Annotated in this window: 13 protein-coding genes; 6 read left to right on the top strand and 7 right to left on the bottom strand. The window is 68.8% G+C overall.

The features are described from left to right. The 6 genes from FV217_RS19420 to FV217_RS19445 form a co-directional block, all read left to right on the top strand. Window positions 1–598: ATP-binding protein (locus FV217_RS19420; protein WP_281407178.1), on the top strand; the 598-nt coding region annotated here is incomplete at its 5' end. A gap of 214 nt (window positions 599–812) precedes the next feature. Continuing rightward, entirely contained in the window at window positions 813–2,741 is a 1,929-nt protein-coding gene (gene ftsH, locus FV217_RS19425; protein ID WP_147818986.1) for an ATP-dependent zinc metalloprotease FtsH, read from the top strand. A 261-nt stretch (window positions 2,742–3,002) separates the two neighbouring features. Then, window positions 3,003–4,346, top strand: coding sequence for a phosphoglucosamine mutase (glmM, locus tag FV217_RS19430; RefSeq protein WP_147818988.1), 1,344 nt, complete (start codon window positions 3,003–3,005; stop codon window positions 4,344–4,346). 229 nt (window positions 4,347–4,575) lie between these two features. Continuing rightward, window positions 4,576–5,430, top strand: coding sequence for an outer membrane beta-barrel protein (locus FV217_RS19435; protein ID WP_147818990.1), 855 nt, complete (start codon window positions 4,576–4,578; stop codon window positions 5,428–5,430). A gap of 374 nt (window positions 5,431–5,804) precedes the next feature. Then, window positions 5,805–6,725 carry an outer membrane beta-barrel protein gene (locus FV217_RS19440; RefSeq protein WP_147818992.1) on the top strand — a complete coding sequence of 307 codons (921 nt, stop codon included), beginning with the start codon at window positions 5,805–5,807 and terminating at the stop codon, window positions 6,723–6,725. A 35-nt stretch (window positions 6,726–6,760) separates the two neighbouring features. Beyond that, entirely contained in the window at window positions 6,761–7,045 is a 285-nt protein-coding gene (locus tag FV217_RS19445; protein ID WP_147818994.1) for a hypothetical protein, read from the top strand. A gap of 10 nt (window positions 7,046–7,055) precedes the next feature. Here the strand turns inward: FV217_RS19445 and FV217_RS19450 are convergent, their stop codons facing one another. From FV217_RS19450 to FV217_RS19480, 7 genes are all read right to left on the bottom strand, one after another. Continuing rightward, window positions 7,056–8,234: an endo-1,4-beta-xylanase gene (locus FV217_RS19450; RefSeq protein WP_238231550.1), complete on the bottom strand. Its 1,179-nt coding sequence runs from the start codon at window positions 8,232–8,234 to the stop codon at window positions 7,056–7,058. A 10-nt stretch (window positions 8,235–8,244) separates the two neighbouring features. Beyond that, window positions 8,245–9,528 (bottom strand): acyltransferase, encoded by a 1,284-nt coding sequence (locus FV217_RS19455; protein WP_187272642.1) that lies wholly within the window; start codon window positions 9,526–9,528, stop codon window positions 8,245–8,247. A 118-nt stretch (window positions 9,529–9,646) separates the two neighbouring features. Beyond that, window positions 9,647–10,984 (bottom strand): O-antigen ligase, encoded by a 1,338-nt coding sequence (locus FV217_RS19460; protein ID WP_147818997.1) that lies wholly within the window; start codon window positions 10,982–10,984, stop codon window positions 9,647–9,649. A gap of 191 nt (window positions 10,985–11,175) precedes the next feature. After that, entirely contained in the window at window positions 11,176–12,240 is a 1,065-nt protein-coding gene (locus FV217_RS19465; protein ID WP_147818999.1) for an efflux RND transporter periplasmic adaptor subunit, read from the bottom strand. Between the two features lie 134 nt (window positions 12,241–12,374). Next, window positions 12,375–12,569, bottom strand: coding sequence for a DUF1656 domain-containing protein (locus FV217_RS19470; protein ID WP_147819001.1), 195 nt, complete (start codon window positions 12,567–12,569; stop codon window positions 12,375–12,377). A gap of 5 nt (window positions 12,570–12,574) precedes the next feature. Continuing rightward, window positions 12,575–14,599: an FUSC family protein gene (locus FV217_RS19475; RefSeq protein WP_147819003.1), complete on the bottom strand. Its 2,025-nt coding sequence runs from the start codon at window positions 14,597–14,599 to the stop codon at window positions 12,575–12,577. After that, window positions 14,596–15,033 (bottom strand): DUF4345 domain-containing protein, encoded by a 438-nt coding sequence (locus FV217_RS19480; RefSeq protein WP_147819005.1) that lies wholly within the window; start codon window positions 15,031–15,033, stop codon window positions 14,596–14,598. Before FV217_RS19480 ends, FV217_RS19475 begins: the two co-directional genes overlap by 4 nt. Between the last annotated feature and the right edge of the window lie 224 nt (window positions 15,034–15,257).

Below are 15,257 nucleotides of genomic sequence, written 5' to 3' on the forward strand. Positions count from 1 at the left end.
GCACGAGGCGGATGCCCTCGGCGAGCGGCCGCTCGCCGAGGGCATCCGCCTCGTGCGGCCCTTCCTCGGCCTGCCGAAGGCCGCCCTCGTCGCCTATTGCGAGGCGCACGCCTTGCCCTTCCTGCGCGACCCCTCGAACGCGGACGACCGCTTCGCGCGGACGCGACTGCGCACCCTCATGCCGCAGCTCGCCACCGAGGGCCTGACGGCGGAGCGGCTCACGCGGCTGGCCGGGCGGCTCGCCCGCGACGAGACGGCGCTCGCGCAGGCGGCGGCCGGCCTGCTCGACAGCGTGCGGCGTCCGGCGCCGTCGGGCACGCTCATCCTCGATGGACAAGCCCTGCTCGCCGCGCCCGAGGCGCTGGCACTCCGCGTGCTGGATCTTGCCCTGGAAGCCGTCCAGCCCGATCCGTGCCTTGCCGTGCCGCGTCGTCTCGAACGGCTGGAAAGGCTCGTCCTCGACGCCCTGCGGCCGGCCCTTGCCAAGGGCGAGCGCCTGCGCCGTACGCTGCGCGGAGCCATGATCGAGACTGCGCCGGACGGCACGATCCGCGTCGCTCCAGCCCCACCGCGGCGGAACTCAGAAGAAGGTTCGTAGCGCAGCCGCGTCGCAGCCCCATGCGATTTACTTGGCAAGGGGGAGGGTGCCGCTTACATTGGCTACGCGTGCCCGACGTGACCGGCCTTCATCGAATGGTGTTCCTATCCGTATCTCCCTGGGGAGAAACGAGAACCGGGATGCCTGCGGTTAGGCAGGTTGCTGCGAGGCAGGAGCGGACGGCCGGCTGCGCTCGTCCTGGGATGATTGGTCGATGAACCCGAACTTCCGCAATTTTGCCCTGTGGGTGGTCATCTTCCTGCTCGTGCTGGCGCTCGTGACCCTGTTCCAGGGCCAGGGTCACCGGGGCGGCGGCAGCGAGATTTCCTACAGCCAGCTGCTGAACGACGCCGATTCCGGAAAGATCCAGTCGGTGGTGATCGCGGGCCAGGACGTCAGCGGCTCCTATGTCGGCGGCGGCAATTTCTCGACCTACGCCCCGAACGACCCGCAACTCGTCACCAAGCTCCAGGGTAAGGGCGTGCAGATCACGGCGCGCCCGCCGTCGGACAACACCCCCTGGTTCATCCAGCTCCTCGTCAGCTGGCTGCCGATCCTCGTCTTCATCGGTGCCTGGATCTTCCTCAGCCGCCAGATGCAGTCAGGGGCGGGACGGGCGATGGGCTTCGGCAAGTCGAAGGCCAAGCTCCTGACCGAGGCCTCCGGCCGCGTCAGCTTCGACGACGTCGCCGGCGTCGAGGAAGCGAAGGAGGATCTGCAGGAGATCGTTGAATTCCTGCGCGACCCCCAGAAGTTCCAGCGGCTCGGCGGCCGCATTCCGCGCGGCGTTCTGCTCGTTGGCCCCCCCGGCACGGGTAAGACGCTGATCGCCCGGGCCGTCGCCGGCGAGGCGAATGTGCCGTTCTTCACGATCTCGGGTTCGGACTTCGTCGAGATGTTCGTCGGCGTCGGCGCATCTCGCGTGCGCGACATGTTCGAGCAGGCCAAGAAGAACGCGCCCTGCATCATCTTCATCGACGAGATCGACGCCGTCGGCCGTCACCGCGGCGCCGGTCTCGGCGGCGGCAACGACGAGCGCGAGCAGACCCTGAACCAGCTCCTCGTCGAGATGGACGGCTTCGAGGCCAACGAGGGCGTCATCATCATCGCGGCGACCAACCGCCCCGACGTGCTCGACCCCGCCCTGCTGCGTCCCGGCCGCTTCGACCGCCAGATCATGGTGCCGAATCCGGACGTCACCGGCCGCGAGCGCATCCTGCGCGTCCACGTCCGCAAGGTACCGCTCGCCCCCGACGTCGACCTCAAGGTGATCGCGCGCGGCACCCCCGGCTTCTCGGGCGCGGATCTGATGAACCTCGTCAACGAGTCGGCTCTCCTGGCCGCGCGTCGCGGCAAGCGCATCGTGACGATGCACGAGTTCGAGGACGCCAAGGACAAGGTGATGATGGGCGCCGAGCGGCGCACCCTTGTCATGACCGAGGACGAGAAGCGGCTCACCGCCTACCACGAAGGCGGCCACGCCATCGTCGCCTTCAACGTGCCGGCCACCGATCCCGTCCACAAGGCGACGATCATCCCGCGCGGCCGGGCACTCGGCATGGTCATGCAGCTGCCCGAGCGCGACAAGCTCTCGATGTCCTTCGAGCAGATGACTTCGCGCCTTGCCATCATGATGGGTGGCCGCATCGCCGAAGAGATGATCTTCGGCAAGGACAAGGTCACCTCGGGTGCCCAGTCCGACATCGAGCAGGCGACCCGGCTCGCCAAGATGATGGTCACGCGCTGGGGCTTCTCGCCGGAACTCGGCACCGTCGCCTACGGCGACAACAACGACGAGGTCTTCCTCGGCATGTCGATGGGCCGCCAGCAGACGGTGTCCGAGGCGACCGCTCAGAAGATCGATGCGGAGGTCCGCCGTCTCGTCGAGAACGGCCTGGAGGACGCCCGCCGCATCCTCGCCGAGAAGAAGGACGACCTCGAGGCGCTGGCCCAGGGGCTGCTCGAATACGAGACGCTCTCGGGCGACGAGATCCGCAAGCTCATCAAGGGCGAGCCGCCGGTACGCGATTCCGGCGACATCCCCTCGACGCCCTCGCGCGGATCGTCCGTCCCCTCCGCCGGCCGCGGCCGGCCGCGGGAGAGCGACGGCGGGCTCGAGCCCTCGCCCCAGCCGCAGGGCTGACGATCGGTCGGCTGACGATCGGTCGAGACCGCTCACGAACGACGAGCCCGCCCTCCGGCGGGCTCGTTCCGTTCGGGCGGGGCCGGGCGAAAGCAACTGCTAACGACGCCTCGCGATTGCCTGCTTTCGGGGTCAGGTCGCAAGCGCCTCTTCAATCTTCGCCGGCACTCTCGCCGCACGGGCACGAGGCCGACGGCCCCCGACAAGAGTTCGTCCGAGCAAGGACGGCCGCGGGGCACCACGAACTGGGATGAGGACCGGATGTCGCGCAAGTATTTCGGCACGGATGGCGTTCGCGGGCGTGCCAACGTCGTGATCACACCGGAGCTGGCGCTCAAGGTCGGACAGGCCGCCGGCCTTGCCTTCCAGCGCGGCGACCACCGCCACCGCGTCGTGATCGGCAAGGACACCCGGCTGTCCGGCTACATGATCGAGACCGCACTGGTGGCGGGCTTCACATCGGTCGGCATGGACGTGATGCTGCTCGGGCCGATGCCGACGCCCGCCGTCGCCATGCTGACCCGCTCCATGCGCGCCGACCTCGGCGTGATGATCTCAGCCTCGCACAATCCGTTCGAGGATAACGGCATCAAGCTGTTCGGCCCGGACGGCTTCAAGCTGTCCGACGACGTCGAGCTCGAGATCGAGGCGCTGATCGACGGCGCGATGACCAAGCATCTCGCCGGCGCGCGCGATCTCGGCCGGGCCAAGCGCATCGAGAGCGTGCATGCCCGCTACATCGAGTTCGCCAAGCGCACCCTGCCGCGCCACGTGACGCTGGAGGGCCTGCGCGTCGTGGTCGACTGCGCCAACGGCGCTGCCTACCGCGTCGCCCCCGAGACCCTGTGGGAGCTCGGCGCGGAAGTCATCGCCATCGGCGTCGAGCCGGACGGCTTCAACATCAACGACGATGTCGGCTCGACGGCCCCTACCGCCCTGATTAACAAGGTGCGCGAGTTGCGCGCCGATGTCGGCATCGCGTTGGACGGTGACGCCGACCGGGTGCTGATCGTCGACGAGAAGGGCCAGAAGGTCGACGGCGACCAGCTCATGGCCGTCGTCGCGCGCTCCTGGCAGGAGGACGAGCGGCTGACGCAGCCGGGCCTCGTCGCGACCATCATGTCCAATCTCGGCCTGGAGCGCTTCCTCGGCGGCCTCGGGCTCAATCTCGCGCGTACCGCCGTCGGCGACCGTTACGTACTCGAGCACATGCGCGAGCACGGCTACAACCTCGGCGGCGAGCAGTCCGGCCACATCATCATGTCGGATTATGCCACCACCGGCGACGGCCTCGTCGCCGCGCTCCAGCTGCTCAGCGTCATCAAGCGCCAGGAGCGGCCGGTGAGCGAGGTCTGCCACTGCTTCGACCCGCTGCCGCAGATCCTCAAGAACGTGCGCTACCGCTCCGGCGAGCCGCTTCGCCAGGATTCTGTCGTCACGGCCATCGCCCATGCCAAGGCGCGCCTCGGCAATGGCGGGCGCTTGGTGATCCGGCCCTCCGGCACCGAGCCGGTGATTCGCGTCATGGCCGAGGGCGACGACCGCGACCTCGTCAACGAGGTCGTCGACGAGGTCGTCGACGCGGTGACCCGCGCCGCCGCCTGAGAGCCGGCCCTCTACCGTCCCGGCCTGCGCCTTTTGCGCATGGGCGGGACCCATGCACCACGACATCGACGACGACTTGAAGAGGATCGCACAACAGGCATCTCAACACTTCGGCAAGCCTAATTTTTTACGTTAAGTGCGATTTAACCTTCCCCGACCATGTTGGACTTCGTTCTCCTCGCCGGCCCTTCGCGGTTTCCGGCACAGTTCGAAGAATGAAGGAAATCCCATGGGCCGCTCCAAGCTTCATGCCTTGGCGCGCTCCCTCACGCTCCTGGCGAGCGTCGGAGCGCCCTGCCTCGCACACGCTGCGGACCTGCTTCCGCCGCCGCCCCCGCCCCCTCCGATTCCCGTCGATGTCGGCGGCGGCTGGTACCTGCGCGGCGATGTCGGCGTCGGTGCGACCCAGTACGAGAAGGTCAGGACCACGCTCGGCACGGGCGGCGCTCTCCCGGCCGGCTACGTGATCGAGAACCGCACCATCGAGGATCAATTCTTCGCAGGCGCCGGTGCCGGCTATCAGTTCAACAGCTTCCTGCGCGGCGACGTCACCGGCGAATACCGCGGCGGTGGCCAGATCCGCTACACCGAGAAGTTCCCTCTCGGCGGCGGCACCGGAATCGACGTCAATTCGGCCAAGTTCCGCTCGATCGTCACCATGGCGAACGGCTATATCGACCTCGGCACGTGGTGGTGCCTGACGCCGTATATCGGCGGCGGCGTCGGCGCGGCCTTCAACCAGGTCAGCGGCTACACCGACCAGGGCGCCGGCTTCGCGGCGGGCGGCTTCGGCACCGCGCCGACCAAGAACACCACCAGCCTCGCCTGGGCGGCCCAGGCCGGCATCACCTACGACGTGACCCCGAACTTCAAGGTCGACGTCGGCTACCGCTACCTCAACATGGGCAACGCCAAGACCGGGACCGTGACCTGCGTCAACGACCCGACCTGCTCCTTCGCGAGCTACAAGGTCAGCGAGATCACCTCGCACGACGTCAAGATCGGCCTGCGCTTCCTCCTCGGCGGCGTCGCGGCCCCGATGCCGATCGCCTACGAGCCCGGTCCCCTAATCACCAAGTACTGATCGCCCTTTCCCGATCGGACGTCGAAACGGCGCGGATGATATCCGCGCCGTTTCTTTTGTGTGCGGCCGCGGGTCTGCCTGGGGCGGGCGAATCATCGATGGCTGTCGCCGCTCGGAAGCTGGTCGACGAGGACCGGTTCCTATGTCTGGAGGCGACGGATCGCCGGAGACCCGCGCGGCCGGCTCACCGGCGCCCTGCCTTCGATCGTGACGGCGAGAACATGTCCCGGGCGCCGGCCGTCACTGGGCAGGTCCCGCATCGTTTCGGGTCGCCGGCAAAAGCCTCTGCGCAACAGACAATTAAGGTTACTCAAGTAAGACGATCCCATGGGCAAGGCACGGTGATCCGTCTTGCTGCCCAAAGGACGATAGCGATGCGTACCCTGACCATCGGTTTCCTGGCCGCCACGACCCTCGGCTGCCTCTCCACCGCCCAAGCCGCCGACCTCGACTACGACTACCTGCGCGGACCGGAGTACGAGCCGGTGACGACGCAGATCATCGATTGGAGCGGCGCCTATGTCGGCGGTCATGGCGGTTATTCGTCTGGTGCTTTCGGCTTCAATAATGTTGCCCAGCAAACCGTCGCCAACAATCTTCGTCAAACGGTGATCGAAAAAGAGCTCAGTGTTTCGTCTTTGCTTCACGTCCAAGACGTACGCAAAGGTGGCAACTCGTTCGGCGCTTTTGCCGGCTACAACTTTCAATTCGATGAGGCTGTGGTAGGCATCGAATTCGATTATACGCGCTTTGATACCCAAGGACTGAGTGGTGACGCGATAGGCCGTCAAGCCGTTACGAGCGATGGTTGGCAGAATTTCTACAGTCTGTCCGACACCTCGACCACCAAAGTGCGAGACTTCGGAACGATTCGAGCGAGGGCCGGGTATGCGATCGAGAACTTCCTTCCGTATGTCACCGGCGGTTTCGCGATAGGCCGTGCACAAATTTCCGACGACGTCGGTATCCAGACCTACGGCTACGATGCGAAGACATATGCAGCGAACAAGGCGCTAACCGACAGTACCAAAGCGGTGACTGTAAACCAGTACGGATACAATCCGACTAACTTCAACCAAAACAACCCCGATGGCAGTAAACCTCTGCCGATGGAGTTTTTTGGGAAATCCAAGACCAAGGTCGTAGGCGGCATCACCCTCGGTGCGGGCCTCGAATACGCGATCACCTCGAACATCCTGCTGCGCGGCGAATACCAGTACGTGCTGCTGAACGACTTCGACGGGCACAAGGTCAACATCAACACCGTCCGTGGCGGCGCGGCCTACAAGTTTTGAGCCAGCCGGCAGCCCCCGATCGCAGGACCGAACCGATGCCGCTGAAGTCCGTCGCCGCCGCCATCTTGGCAAGTCTCGTCATCGCCGGCGCCGCCCGGTCGGAAGGTCATGGCGATCGTACGCGTGAATACGGCCACGGCCGCCACGCCTCCGCGCGGAACATGCCGCCGGAGGTCCGCTACCGCGATCCACGTTACCGCCCGCCGCGCCGCCACGCGCCGCATTTCGGGCCGCCGGCCGACCTGATCCAGGCCTACCTGCCGCGGACCACCGAGACGCCGATGTACAACGAGCCCCCGAGCCGCTTCCCGTCGCGCTGAGACGCGTCCGTCAGACCTTGGCTCTGAGCCGGGCGCGCGCGGCCCGGTGATCGGGCGCGTCGCGAAACGCCCGGTGCATCGCCCGCCAGAGCGGCTTGCGCCGATACTCCACATCGAAGGGCAGCGCCCGCTGGGGCATGCCGTCCGGCCGCCTCCGGGCAGGCGACGCGTTCAGCCACGTATCGGGATCGTAGACGTCCCAGCTCAGCACGTTGAGCACGGCCGCCTCGTCGAGCACCGTGTCTAGGAAGCGCCGGGCGAGGTCGGCGACGCCCCTGTCGCGCGCCGCGATGTCGGCCGGGAAGGCGCGGTCGTCGACGTCGAGCTCGGTGATCTCGATGGCGAGGCCCATGCCGGCGATCTCGCGCAGGAACCTCCGCAGGCGCGTCTGGTCGAGGGGGAGAGTGCTCAGCAGATGCGCCTGGATGCCGAAACGGTCGATCGGCACGCCGCGCCTCAGCAGCCCCTCCAGCGTCTTTAGGATCGCGACGCGGCGCTCGTCGATCCAATCCGCCTGCTGCTCGCAGTCGTTCTCGTTCCAGGTTCCGGCGGCGGCAGGGTCGGCCTCCTTCATCATGCGGAAGGCAAGGTCGACATAGCCGGGGCCGAGGGCGGCGAGCCAGGGCGTCGCCCGCAGGCCGTCGGGCCGGCCGTCGGCGGGCGAGAGGATCTCGTTGACCACGTCCCAGGCTTCGATGGTGCCCGCGTAGCGCCGGGCCATCGCGCCGATCCATTGCCGCAGGAGCAGCTCGGCCCCGGCGGGGCTCTTCGCGGCGAGCGCCGCCTGTGCCCAGGCCGGCAGCGCCTCGTGCCAGACGAGGCAATGGCCGCGCAGGCGCTGGCCGTTGCCGCGGGCGAAGCGCACGGTCTCGTCGGCGCCGGAGAAGTCGAGGACCCCGGGATGCGGAGCGGCGACGTCGAACTTCATGACGTTGTCGCAGACGAGGATACCGCATTCGCGCGCGGCGACGGCGCGCCAGCGCGGATCGCTGCGGAAGCGGGTGATCGGTACCGCCGTTCCGTAGGCGAGCCCCTTGGCGGAGGCCGCCGCCTGCAACCCGTCGGGCCCCCAGGACGGCGCGCCGGACGGACCGAACGGGGAGGGCGCGGCCCTCGCGGCGCCGGTCAGGGCGAGTGCCCCGGCCCCGCCTGCGAGGATCGCGCGACGGCTCGGATCGGGCATCGTCATCGCCGCCGACTCATCGCTCGCCCGCGCTCTCCGGCGGGTGCAGGGCGGCCTGGGTGCTTCCGGACGGGAGGGCGGGCAGCATTGCCTGAAGACCTCTGCGAAGCAGGACGCGCCGGGCCGGCTCCTCGACGGCGAGGTGGACGAGGCTCGCCGCGGCCAGCGACAGCGCGGTCGCGGCGCCGGCCGCCAGCCAGGGAGAAACGCCGGAGATCGCTCCGTGCAGGGTCCGGTCGAGGGTGTTCACGACGGCATAGGCCGGCATGTGGAGGAGATAGAGCGCGAAGGAGATACGCCCCAGGAACACCAGCGGCGCGCTGGCGAGAACACCGCCGCGCAGGTCCGCCCCCGCTAGGATGAGGGGAGCCCAGGCCACCACGGTCAGGCCGTTATGCATCAGCGGCGACGGCACGTACGGCTCGATCACGACGAGGACGAGCGCCGCCAGCGCGGCCGCGGCCAGGAACGGGCCGGCACGGCCGCGGGCCGTGGCGGCCTGGGCTTCGGATGCCGGCCGGCGCATCCGCCGCCACCCCGCGAACAGCACGAGGCCGGCGATGAACTCGGGCAGGCGCAGCAGCGGATTGTACTTGATGCCCTGCGCGAGCAGCACCGCCATGGTGCCGGCCGGCTCGGGCTCGATCAACGAGACGCCCGGCGCGTAACGGCTCCAGAGCAGCGTGCAGAACGCGCCGAACACCGCCCAGAGCCCAAGCGCGGCCAGCGCGTACTCTGCGGGGCGGCGCAGCACCAGCGGCAGCAGCAGCGGGAACAGCAGGTAGAAGAATGCCTCCACCGAGATCGACCAGCTCGCGCAGTTGAGCGAGCAGGCGGCGCCCGGCACCCAGGCATGGAGGCCGAGCGGAGCCAGCACGGCGCCCGAGGCGATCAGCCATTTCAGCGGCGGTTCGGTCTTCAGCACCCAGGCGACGAACCAGGGCAGGCTGATCGCCAGCGAGAGCAGGAAGGCGGGATAGACCCGAGAGACACGCGCCCACAGGTAGCGCCTCCGCACGAGCCGGTCTCCGAAATCGACCGCATGGTAGGTGTAGGCGAGGATGAAGCCCGACAGGACGAAGAAGAACGTCACGCCGGTATGGCCGAGCAGGATCACCGTGTGCCGCGGCGCGTCGGGGAAGAAGAAGCGGTCGTAGTGGAACACCAGCACGTAGAACGCCGCGAAGAAGCGCAGCGAGGTCAGGACGGGCAGCGGCGTGGTCGCCGGATGGGCGCGGGCCGGCGGTTCGCCGGTCTTCGGTTCGGCGGCCCGCGCTCCGAAGCTTCTGAAGAGACCCATCGTCCGGTTCCATCCCAGACCATGATCGCCGGGAGCGGGCCGCGCCGGATGCGGGCAGCCTGCCGGTCTCGGGCCGGTCGTTCCATCCGCTCGGGTTGCCATCTCCCCGCGCATCCGATCAGCCCTGCACGGTGCGGTACGAGGCGCGCAGCCGCAGGCCGAACACGGCGAGCATGAACATGCAGCAGATCGCGGCGCTCGGCGTGTAGAGCACCGATTCGAAGGAGCCGCCGGCCAGCGCCAGCAGCCATAGCCGCAGGAAATAGAGCGTCGCCGGATCGATCCGGCCTGCCGGCGCGATGCGCTGCAGGTCGCGCAGGGGCGCGACCACGAAGGCGGCGAGCGTCATGACGAGGCCTGGCAGCCCCATGATCAAGCCGACGTCGAGATAGGTGTTGTGCGCCTGGCTGGTCTTGGTGACCCAGCTCAGGGCATCCGAGGTGCCGAACCGCGTGCGCTCGGTTCCCCAGAAGGCGCCGAAGCCCCAGCCGAAGACCGGCCGCTCCGCGATATGGCTGGCGGCGAACTCCCAGATCTCGGTGCGGCCGGTGAACGAGGTGTCCGGCAGGATGCCGTGCAGCCCGTCGCGGATCGGCGGGAAGAATACCGAACCGAGCGAGAACAGCGAGACCAGGGCCACCGGCCCGAGCAGGATCGCCGCGCGCAGCCAGCGGCTGCGCACGAGCCCGCAGAGGCTCGGCGCCAGGATGATGAAGGGCAGGAGCGCGATCACCGATTTCGAGTTGGCGGCCGCGAGGAACACGGCCGCGAGCAGCACGATGGTGATGCCCCAGAACCGGCTCAGGGCGGAGGCCACGAACAGGCCGGTGAGGATCATCAGCGCCATCGCGCCGCCGGCCTCGTTCTTATGCGCGAAGATGCCGCGCCAGAGGCCCTCGTGCTCGGGCTCGTTGATCAGGTCGAAATCGGCCGAATGGATCGCGAGTTGCGGCAGGAAGGCGACCGCGAGGTAGGATGCGGCCAGGATGATCAGCGCGGCGATGGCGAGCGTCAGCGCGAACTGGCGCACCGAGCGCATCACCACCGGGATGCCGGCCGCCAGCATGGTGACGATCGCGAAGAGCAGGAACCGGCGGATCGAGAGCAGCGGCTCGACGGAGGTGAGCAGGGTCAGTCCCATCCAGCCGGCCAGCACGACCAGCGGCCAGGTCAGCAGCGGGCGCAGCTTGTCGATGCCGAGCTGCCGCAGCGCCGCCGCCATGGCGAATCCGAGCGCGAGGAAGACGACCTGCGTCGTCCAGCTGCCGGCGGTGGAGGTCTCGAGAATGTCGCGGTCGCTGAGGTCGGCCAGCGGCGCGTGGTTCCAGAACGCGAGGATGCAGGCGCCGACGAGCGCGATGCGCAGGGCATCCGGAACCTCGCCGCGTGCCCGGGTGGCGGACACGAGGGCGGCGGGCGCACGGCCCTTCGTGAAAAACTCAACCGCCGACGCCACGCTTCGGCCTCATCGCACGACCGACGGCGCGAGACCGCGCTGGCCGATCCGGGAACGGATGCAGACTAGCGCAGAATACCTTTCGGAAAGGCAGCGGCCCGGATCTTGTGCCCAACTAACCGATCGTAAGGTTGACGGGCACGGCCGGGCATTCCGGCGGCGAAGCAGCTTCGAGGCTGCCGGAAGGCGCATCACCGGCCGGTCGCCCGGTCCGGCGTTTCCTCCGTGGAGGGCGCGGGATCGCCGGCGACCTTGCGGCGCAGGTCGCTGAACCAGGCCGGCGCGGCGGAGGTCCCGTCGCCGACCACCACGGTGGCCGTCATGCCGGCGACTAGCGTCACGCCCGGCGGCACCGCGTCGATGCGGATGCGGACCGGCACGCGCTGCGCTAGGCGCACCCAGGTATAGACCGGGTCGACGTTGGGCAGGCCCTGCGTGCTCGGGGCGGCGTTGGCCGTCGAGATGCCGAGGGTCACGCTCTCCACCGTGCCGCGCAGCGACGCGCCATACCCCATCAGCGCCATCTCCGTGGGAGCGCCGACGCGGATATGGGCCATCTTCGTCTCCTCGAAGTAGCCGTCGATCCAGAAGCTGTCGGTGTCGATCACGCGGACATTGGGGGTGCCGGTCGTGGCGTAGTCGCCGACGCGCATCAGCAGGTTGGTGACCCGGCCATTCACGGGCGACCGCACCGTCGTGCGTTCGAAGTTGATCTTCGCCTGCGACAGTTGCGCCTTCGCCGTATCGAGCGCGGCCTCGGCAATCTTCGCGGTGCCGGCATATTGCTGCTTCTCCTCGACCGAGGTCGAGACCGTGGTAAGCGCCTGCCGCCGGGCCGATTGCGCGTTCTTGACCTGCAGGTCGGCCTCGCGGTTCTTCATCTCGGCCTCGGCCGACGCGATCGCGACCTGGAAGTCGAACGGGTCGATCACGTAGAGCACGTCGCCCTTCTTCACGGGCTGGTTGTCGACGACCTTGACCGAGACGATCGAGCCCGAGACCTGCGGGGCGATGTTGGCGACCTGCACGCGCACCCGCCCGTCGCGGGTCCAGGGCGCGGTGACGTAGAACTCCCAGACCACGAAGGCGGCCACCGCCGCCGCCGCCAGGATCACGCCGGTGGCGGCGAGGCGGAACAGCTTGGCGGCCCGCCCGCGCCGCGCAGGCGACGGAGGCTCGGCCTCGATCGCCGGCGGATCGTCGGGGGGCGCCTGCCGGGCGCCATCGGAAGTCTTCGGGTCGTCCTCGTCGGCCATGGGGCGGTATCCGCGGTCAGGAGAGCCGTTCTCGCGATCTCCGCGTCACGGGAGACGGCTCGGTGTCATCGGGTTGGGCGCATTCTCTTCATGCGAACCGGAAGCCGATCCGTTCGAGAATACTCTCGAGGCCGTCAAAAAAGCAGGATCAGGAGGGCGAGCACGCAGACGTAGAGGCCGGCCTCGGCGATCGGCGCATTCGCGACGTAGCGGCTGAACCGGATCTTCCGGAAGACGATCCGCAGCAGGATGAGGATGACCAGCGCGCCGATCGCGTAGGCGACGAAGGGCGAGAGCAGGACGCCGCCGATCTGGAGTTCGTGACGCATGGCCGTCAGCTACTCGGCAGGGCGAGGCGGCGGAAGAAGCGCCCGTGCCGCTGGATGACCTGCGAGGCGGTCGCCAGGTCGGTCGCGGCGCGGGCGATCCGCAGGCGGGTCTCGCGGTCCTCACGGCCCCCGGCCCTGATCATGGCGCGAGCCGCATCCTCCAGGCCCCAGGCGTTGCCGCGGGCGAGCGCCTCGCGTCCGCGCCGAATGCTCGCCCTGAGCCCCTTGGCGCACCAGAGCAGTCGCATCTGCGCGTGTGCCCGTGCGGCCGAAGATTCGAGGCGCGACAGGGCGAAGGCGTGGGCGAGGCTCGCGCGCCGCACGGCGCCGCTGCCCGAGTTCCATTGCGAGAACTGGAACAGGCGGTCCGCGTTCAGGCTGGTGCGGGTGGTGGCGTCGCCTCCTTCGCCGACCAGGGCGTCGGCGGTGTCGCGGCGGGCCTCTTCGAGGGCGTAGAACCGGTGCTGCGAATTCGAGATCGGCAGGACGAGCCGCACGACGAGGAACAGGATCACCGCCGCGGCGACCACGAGATAGGCGTTCATCAGGAAGGTCTGGGGATCGTAGAGCTGCGGGTTGGCCGGCGAGAGCAGCACCGGCGTGAACACCAGCGAGATGAAGCCCACGGTGAACGTCTTCGGATTCAGCGAGAGGAAGCAGCCGAAGAACACCACCGGCGCCATGGCGATGGCGAGCAGCGGAAAGCCCTGGTTGCCGTTGAGGAACACGAACAGGACGATGCCCGCGAACAGGGCCGCGAGCGGCATCCCCATCAGCACGCCGATCGCGAACTTCTTCGGGTCGGGCGTCACGGAGGAGAGCGCGGCGGTCGCCGAGACCTGGACCAGGGCGAAGGACGCCTGCGGCAGGCCCGCGAGGATGAACACGCCGGCCGCAACGCCGAAGGCGATGGCGACGCGCAGGGCCGCACGCAGTGCCACCGGGAAATCGCGATGCGTCGGCAGGGCGACGTCGCGCAGCGGCTTATGCCCGTCCGAGAGGGCGCGCAGGCCGTCGTCGGCGAAGGTGACGGCGTTGTGCAGGTCGAGCGCCCGCTGCAGCGCCATGGTCTCGTCGAGGGAGCGCGCCGGATCGCGGATCGCCTCTTCGACGAGGTCGCGCAGCCGGGCGTCGTCCCGGTTCAGCTGTTCGGCACCCGGCTCCGTGACATCGCCGGTGACGGCGCGCAGGCAGAGTGCGCGCGCCTCCACCACGGCCGGCGTCGGCCGGCGGATCCGGTCGCAGGCGAGGGCGAGGCCACGGCTCGCGGCGCCCGTCACGTAGAGGGCGGCAATGGCGCTGCGCGCACCGGAGGCGCGGTTCCGTCCGTCGTCGAGTTCGCCCCCGATCGCGCTGGTCTCGGCCCGCATCGCCGCGATCGTCCGGATCAGGGCCGCCGTCCGCTCGTCGCCGGGATCGCCGTTCGCGAGGGCGTCGCGGACGAAGGCGCGGGCCGCGCCGAAAGCATTCGCCAGGGTCGGGCGCAGGGTGCGCCACGTGCTGGGCGAGGCCAACGCATCGTTGATGAAGGTGATCGCCACGATGCCGATGGCGATGGCCGCCACCCGCCCGAGTGCCGCGTCGAAGGTGTTCTGCGGCGCGTCGATGTTGGCGAGCGCGATGATGCCGACCGTGTAGCCGGAGAGCATCGCGCCATAGGCGCGGGTATCCTGAAGGTATTGCGCCACGAAGACGCAGAGGCCGAGCCAGACCGTGAAGGACACGAGCAGGAGCACCCGGTCCTCATTGAACAAACCCGTCAGCACGATCGCGACCACGCCGCCGACGATCGTGCCGAGGAAACGGTAGCCCGCCTTGGAGAGCGCCTGTCCGCGCTTGGGCTGCGCCAGGATGGCGACGCAGACCGCGGCGGAGGACGCGCTCTCGATCTGGAGCCAGAACGCGGCGTAGAGGGCGAGCATCATCGCCAGCCAGATCCGTAGGCCGAACAGCCAGGCGGCCGGCGGCGGTACGATCGCATCGAGCCGGTCGATCAGGCGGTCGGCGAGGGGCGGGGACGCGGCGGTCACACGGCGTCCTCGCGCGTCAGATCGACGACGCCGGGGCCCTCGGACGCGGCGAGATGCGCCACGCGCGCCTGCCACAGGCACAGCAGCGGCGTGACCCCGAGCTCGACCACGAGGGCACCGAGCATGACGAGGGACGGCAGACCCGTCAGGTAGAGGCCGAGCAAGCGCGAAAGGCCGCCGAGCACCACCACCAGGGTGAGGAAGCGAAACAGCCCCGTCTTGTGCTCGATCCCCGGCACGCAGGTGAGGAACAGGATGCCGATGCCGGTGAGCAGGCCCGACAAATAGCGGAAGTGGCTGTCCGCCGAGATGTTGACGATGCGGTCGGTGCCGATGCCGTCGATGCCGAAAAGCACGCCGTAGAGCCCCGCCGCGACCGGCAGGAGCGCCACGACCGAGACAACCCGCTGCAACAGCCGCCGCTCACCCTGCATCGTGCATGTCCTCGCCCGTCGTCGGTCCCGGCAGGCAACGCCCGATTGCGGCCACGGTTCGCCCCGGGGCGCCGGTCAGGCCTTCGGTTCTTTCAGGCGCTTCACGCACTTGCTGTAGAATTGCGGCCATGTGGGCCCCTTGGCGGTCTTGTCGGCGGTCGACAGGCCGCGCCATTCGGTGCCGCAGCGCTTCTGCCGCTCGCGGGCGGGCGACAGGGCTGCGT

The sequence above is a fragment of the Methylobacterium sp. WL9 genome (genome assembly GCF_008040035.1).
GTDB classification, from domain to species: domain Bacteria; phylum Pseudomonadota; class Alphaproteobacteria; order Rhizobiales; family Beijerinckiaceae; genus Methylobacterium; species Methylobacterium thuringiense.

Excerpts from the sequence above, each read along its gene's own strand:
- FV217_RS19480 (WP_147819005.1), bottom strand. The coding sequence starts at position 15,033 with ATGCAGGGTGAGCGGCGGCTGTTGCAGCGGGTTGTCTCGGTCGTGGCG.
- FV217_RS19470 (WP_147819001.1), bottom strand. The coding sequence starts at position 12,569 with ATGCGTCACGAACTCCAGATCGGCGGCGTCCTGCTCTCGCCCTTCGTC.
- ftsH (WP_147818986.1), top strand. The coding sequence starts at position 813 with ATGAACCCGAACTTCCGCAATTTTGCCCTGTGGGTGGTCATCTTCCTG.
- FV217_RS19450 (WP_238231550.1), bottom strand. The coding sequence starts at position 8,234 with ATGACGATGCCCGATCCGAGCCGTCGCGCGATCCTCGCAGGCGGGGCC.
- FV217_RS19440 (WP_147818992.1), top strand. The coding sequence starts at position 5,805 with ATGCGTACCCTGACCATCGGTTTCCTGGCCGCCACGACCCTCGGCTGC.
- FV217_RS19455 (WP_187272642.1), bottom strand. The coding sequence starts at position 9,528 with ATGGGTCTCTTCAGAAGCTTCGGAGCGCGGGCCGCCGAACCGAAGACC.
- FV217_RS19465 (WP_147818999.1), bottom strand. The coding sequence starts at position 12,240 with ATGGCCGACGAGGACGACCCGAAGACTTCCGATGGCGCCCGGCAGGCG.
- FV217_RS19435 (WP_147818990.1), top strand. The coding sequence starts at position 4,576 with ATGGGCCGCTCCAAGCTTCATGCCTTGGCGCGCTCCCTCACGCTCCTG.
- glmM (WP_147818988.1), top strand. The coding sequence starts at position 3,003 with ATGTCGCGCAAGTATTTCGGCACGGATGGCGTTCGCGGGCGTGCCAAC.
- FV217_RS19445 (WP_147818994.1), top strand. The coding sequence starts at position 6,761 with ATGCCGCTGAAGTCCGTCGCCGCCGCCATCTTGGCAAGTCTCGTCATC.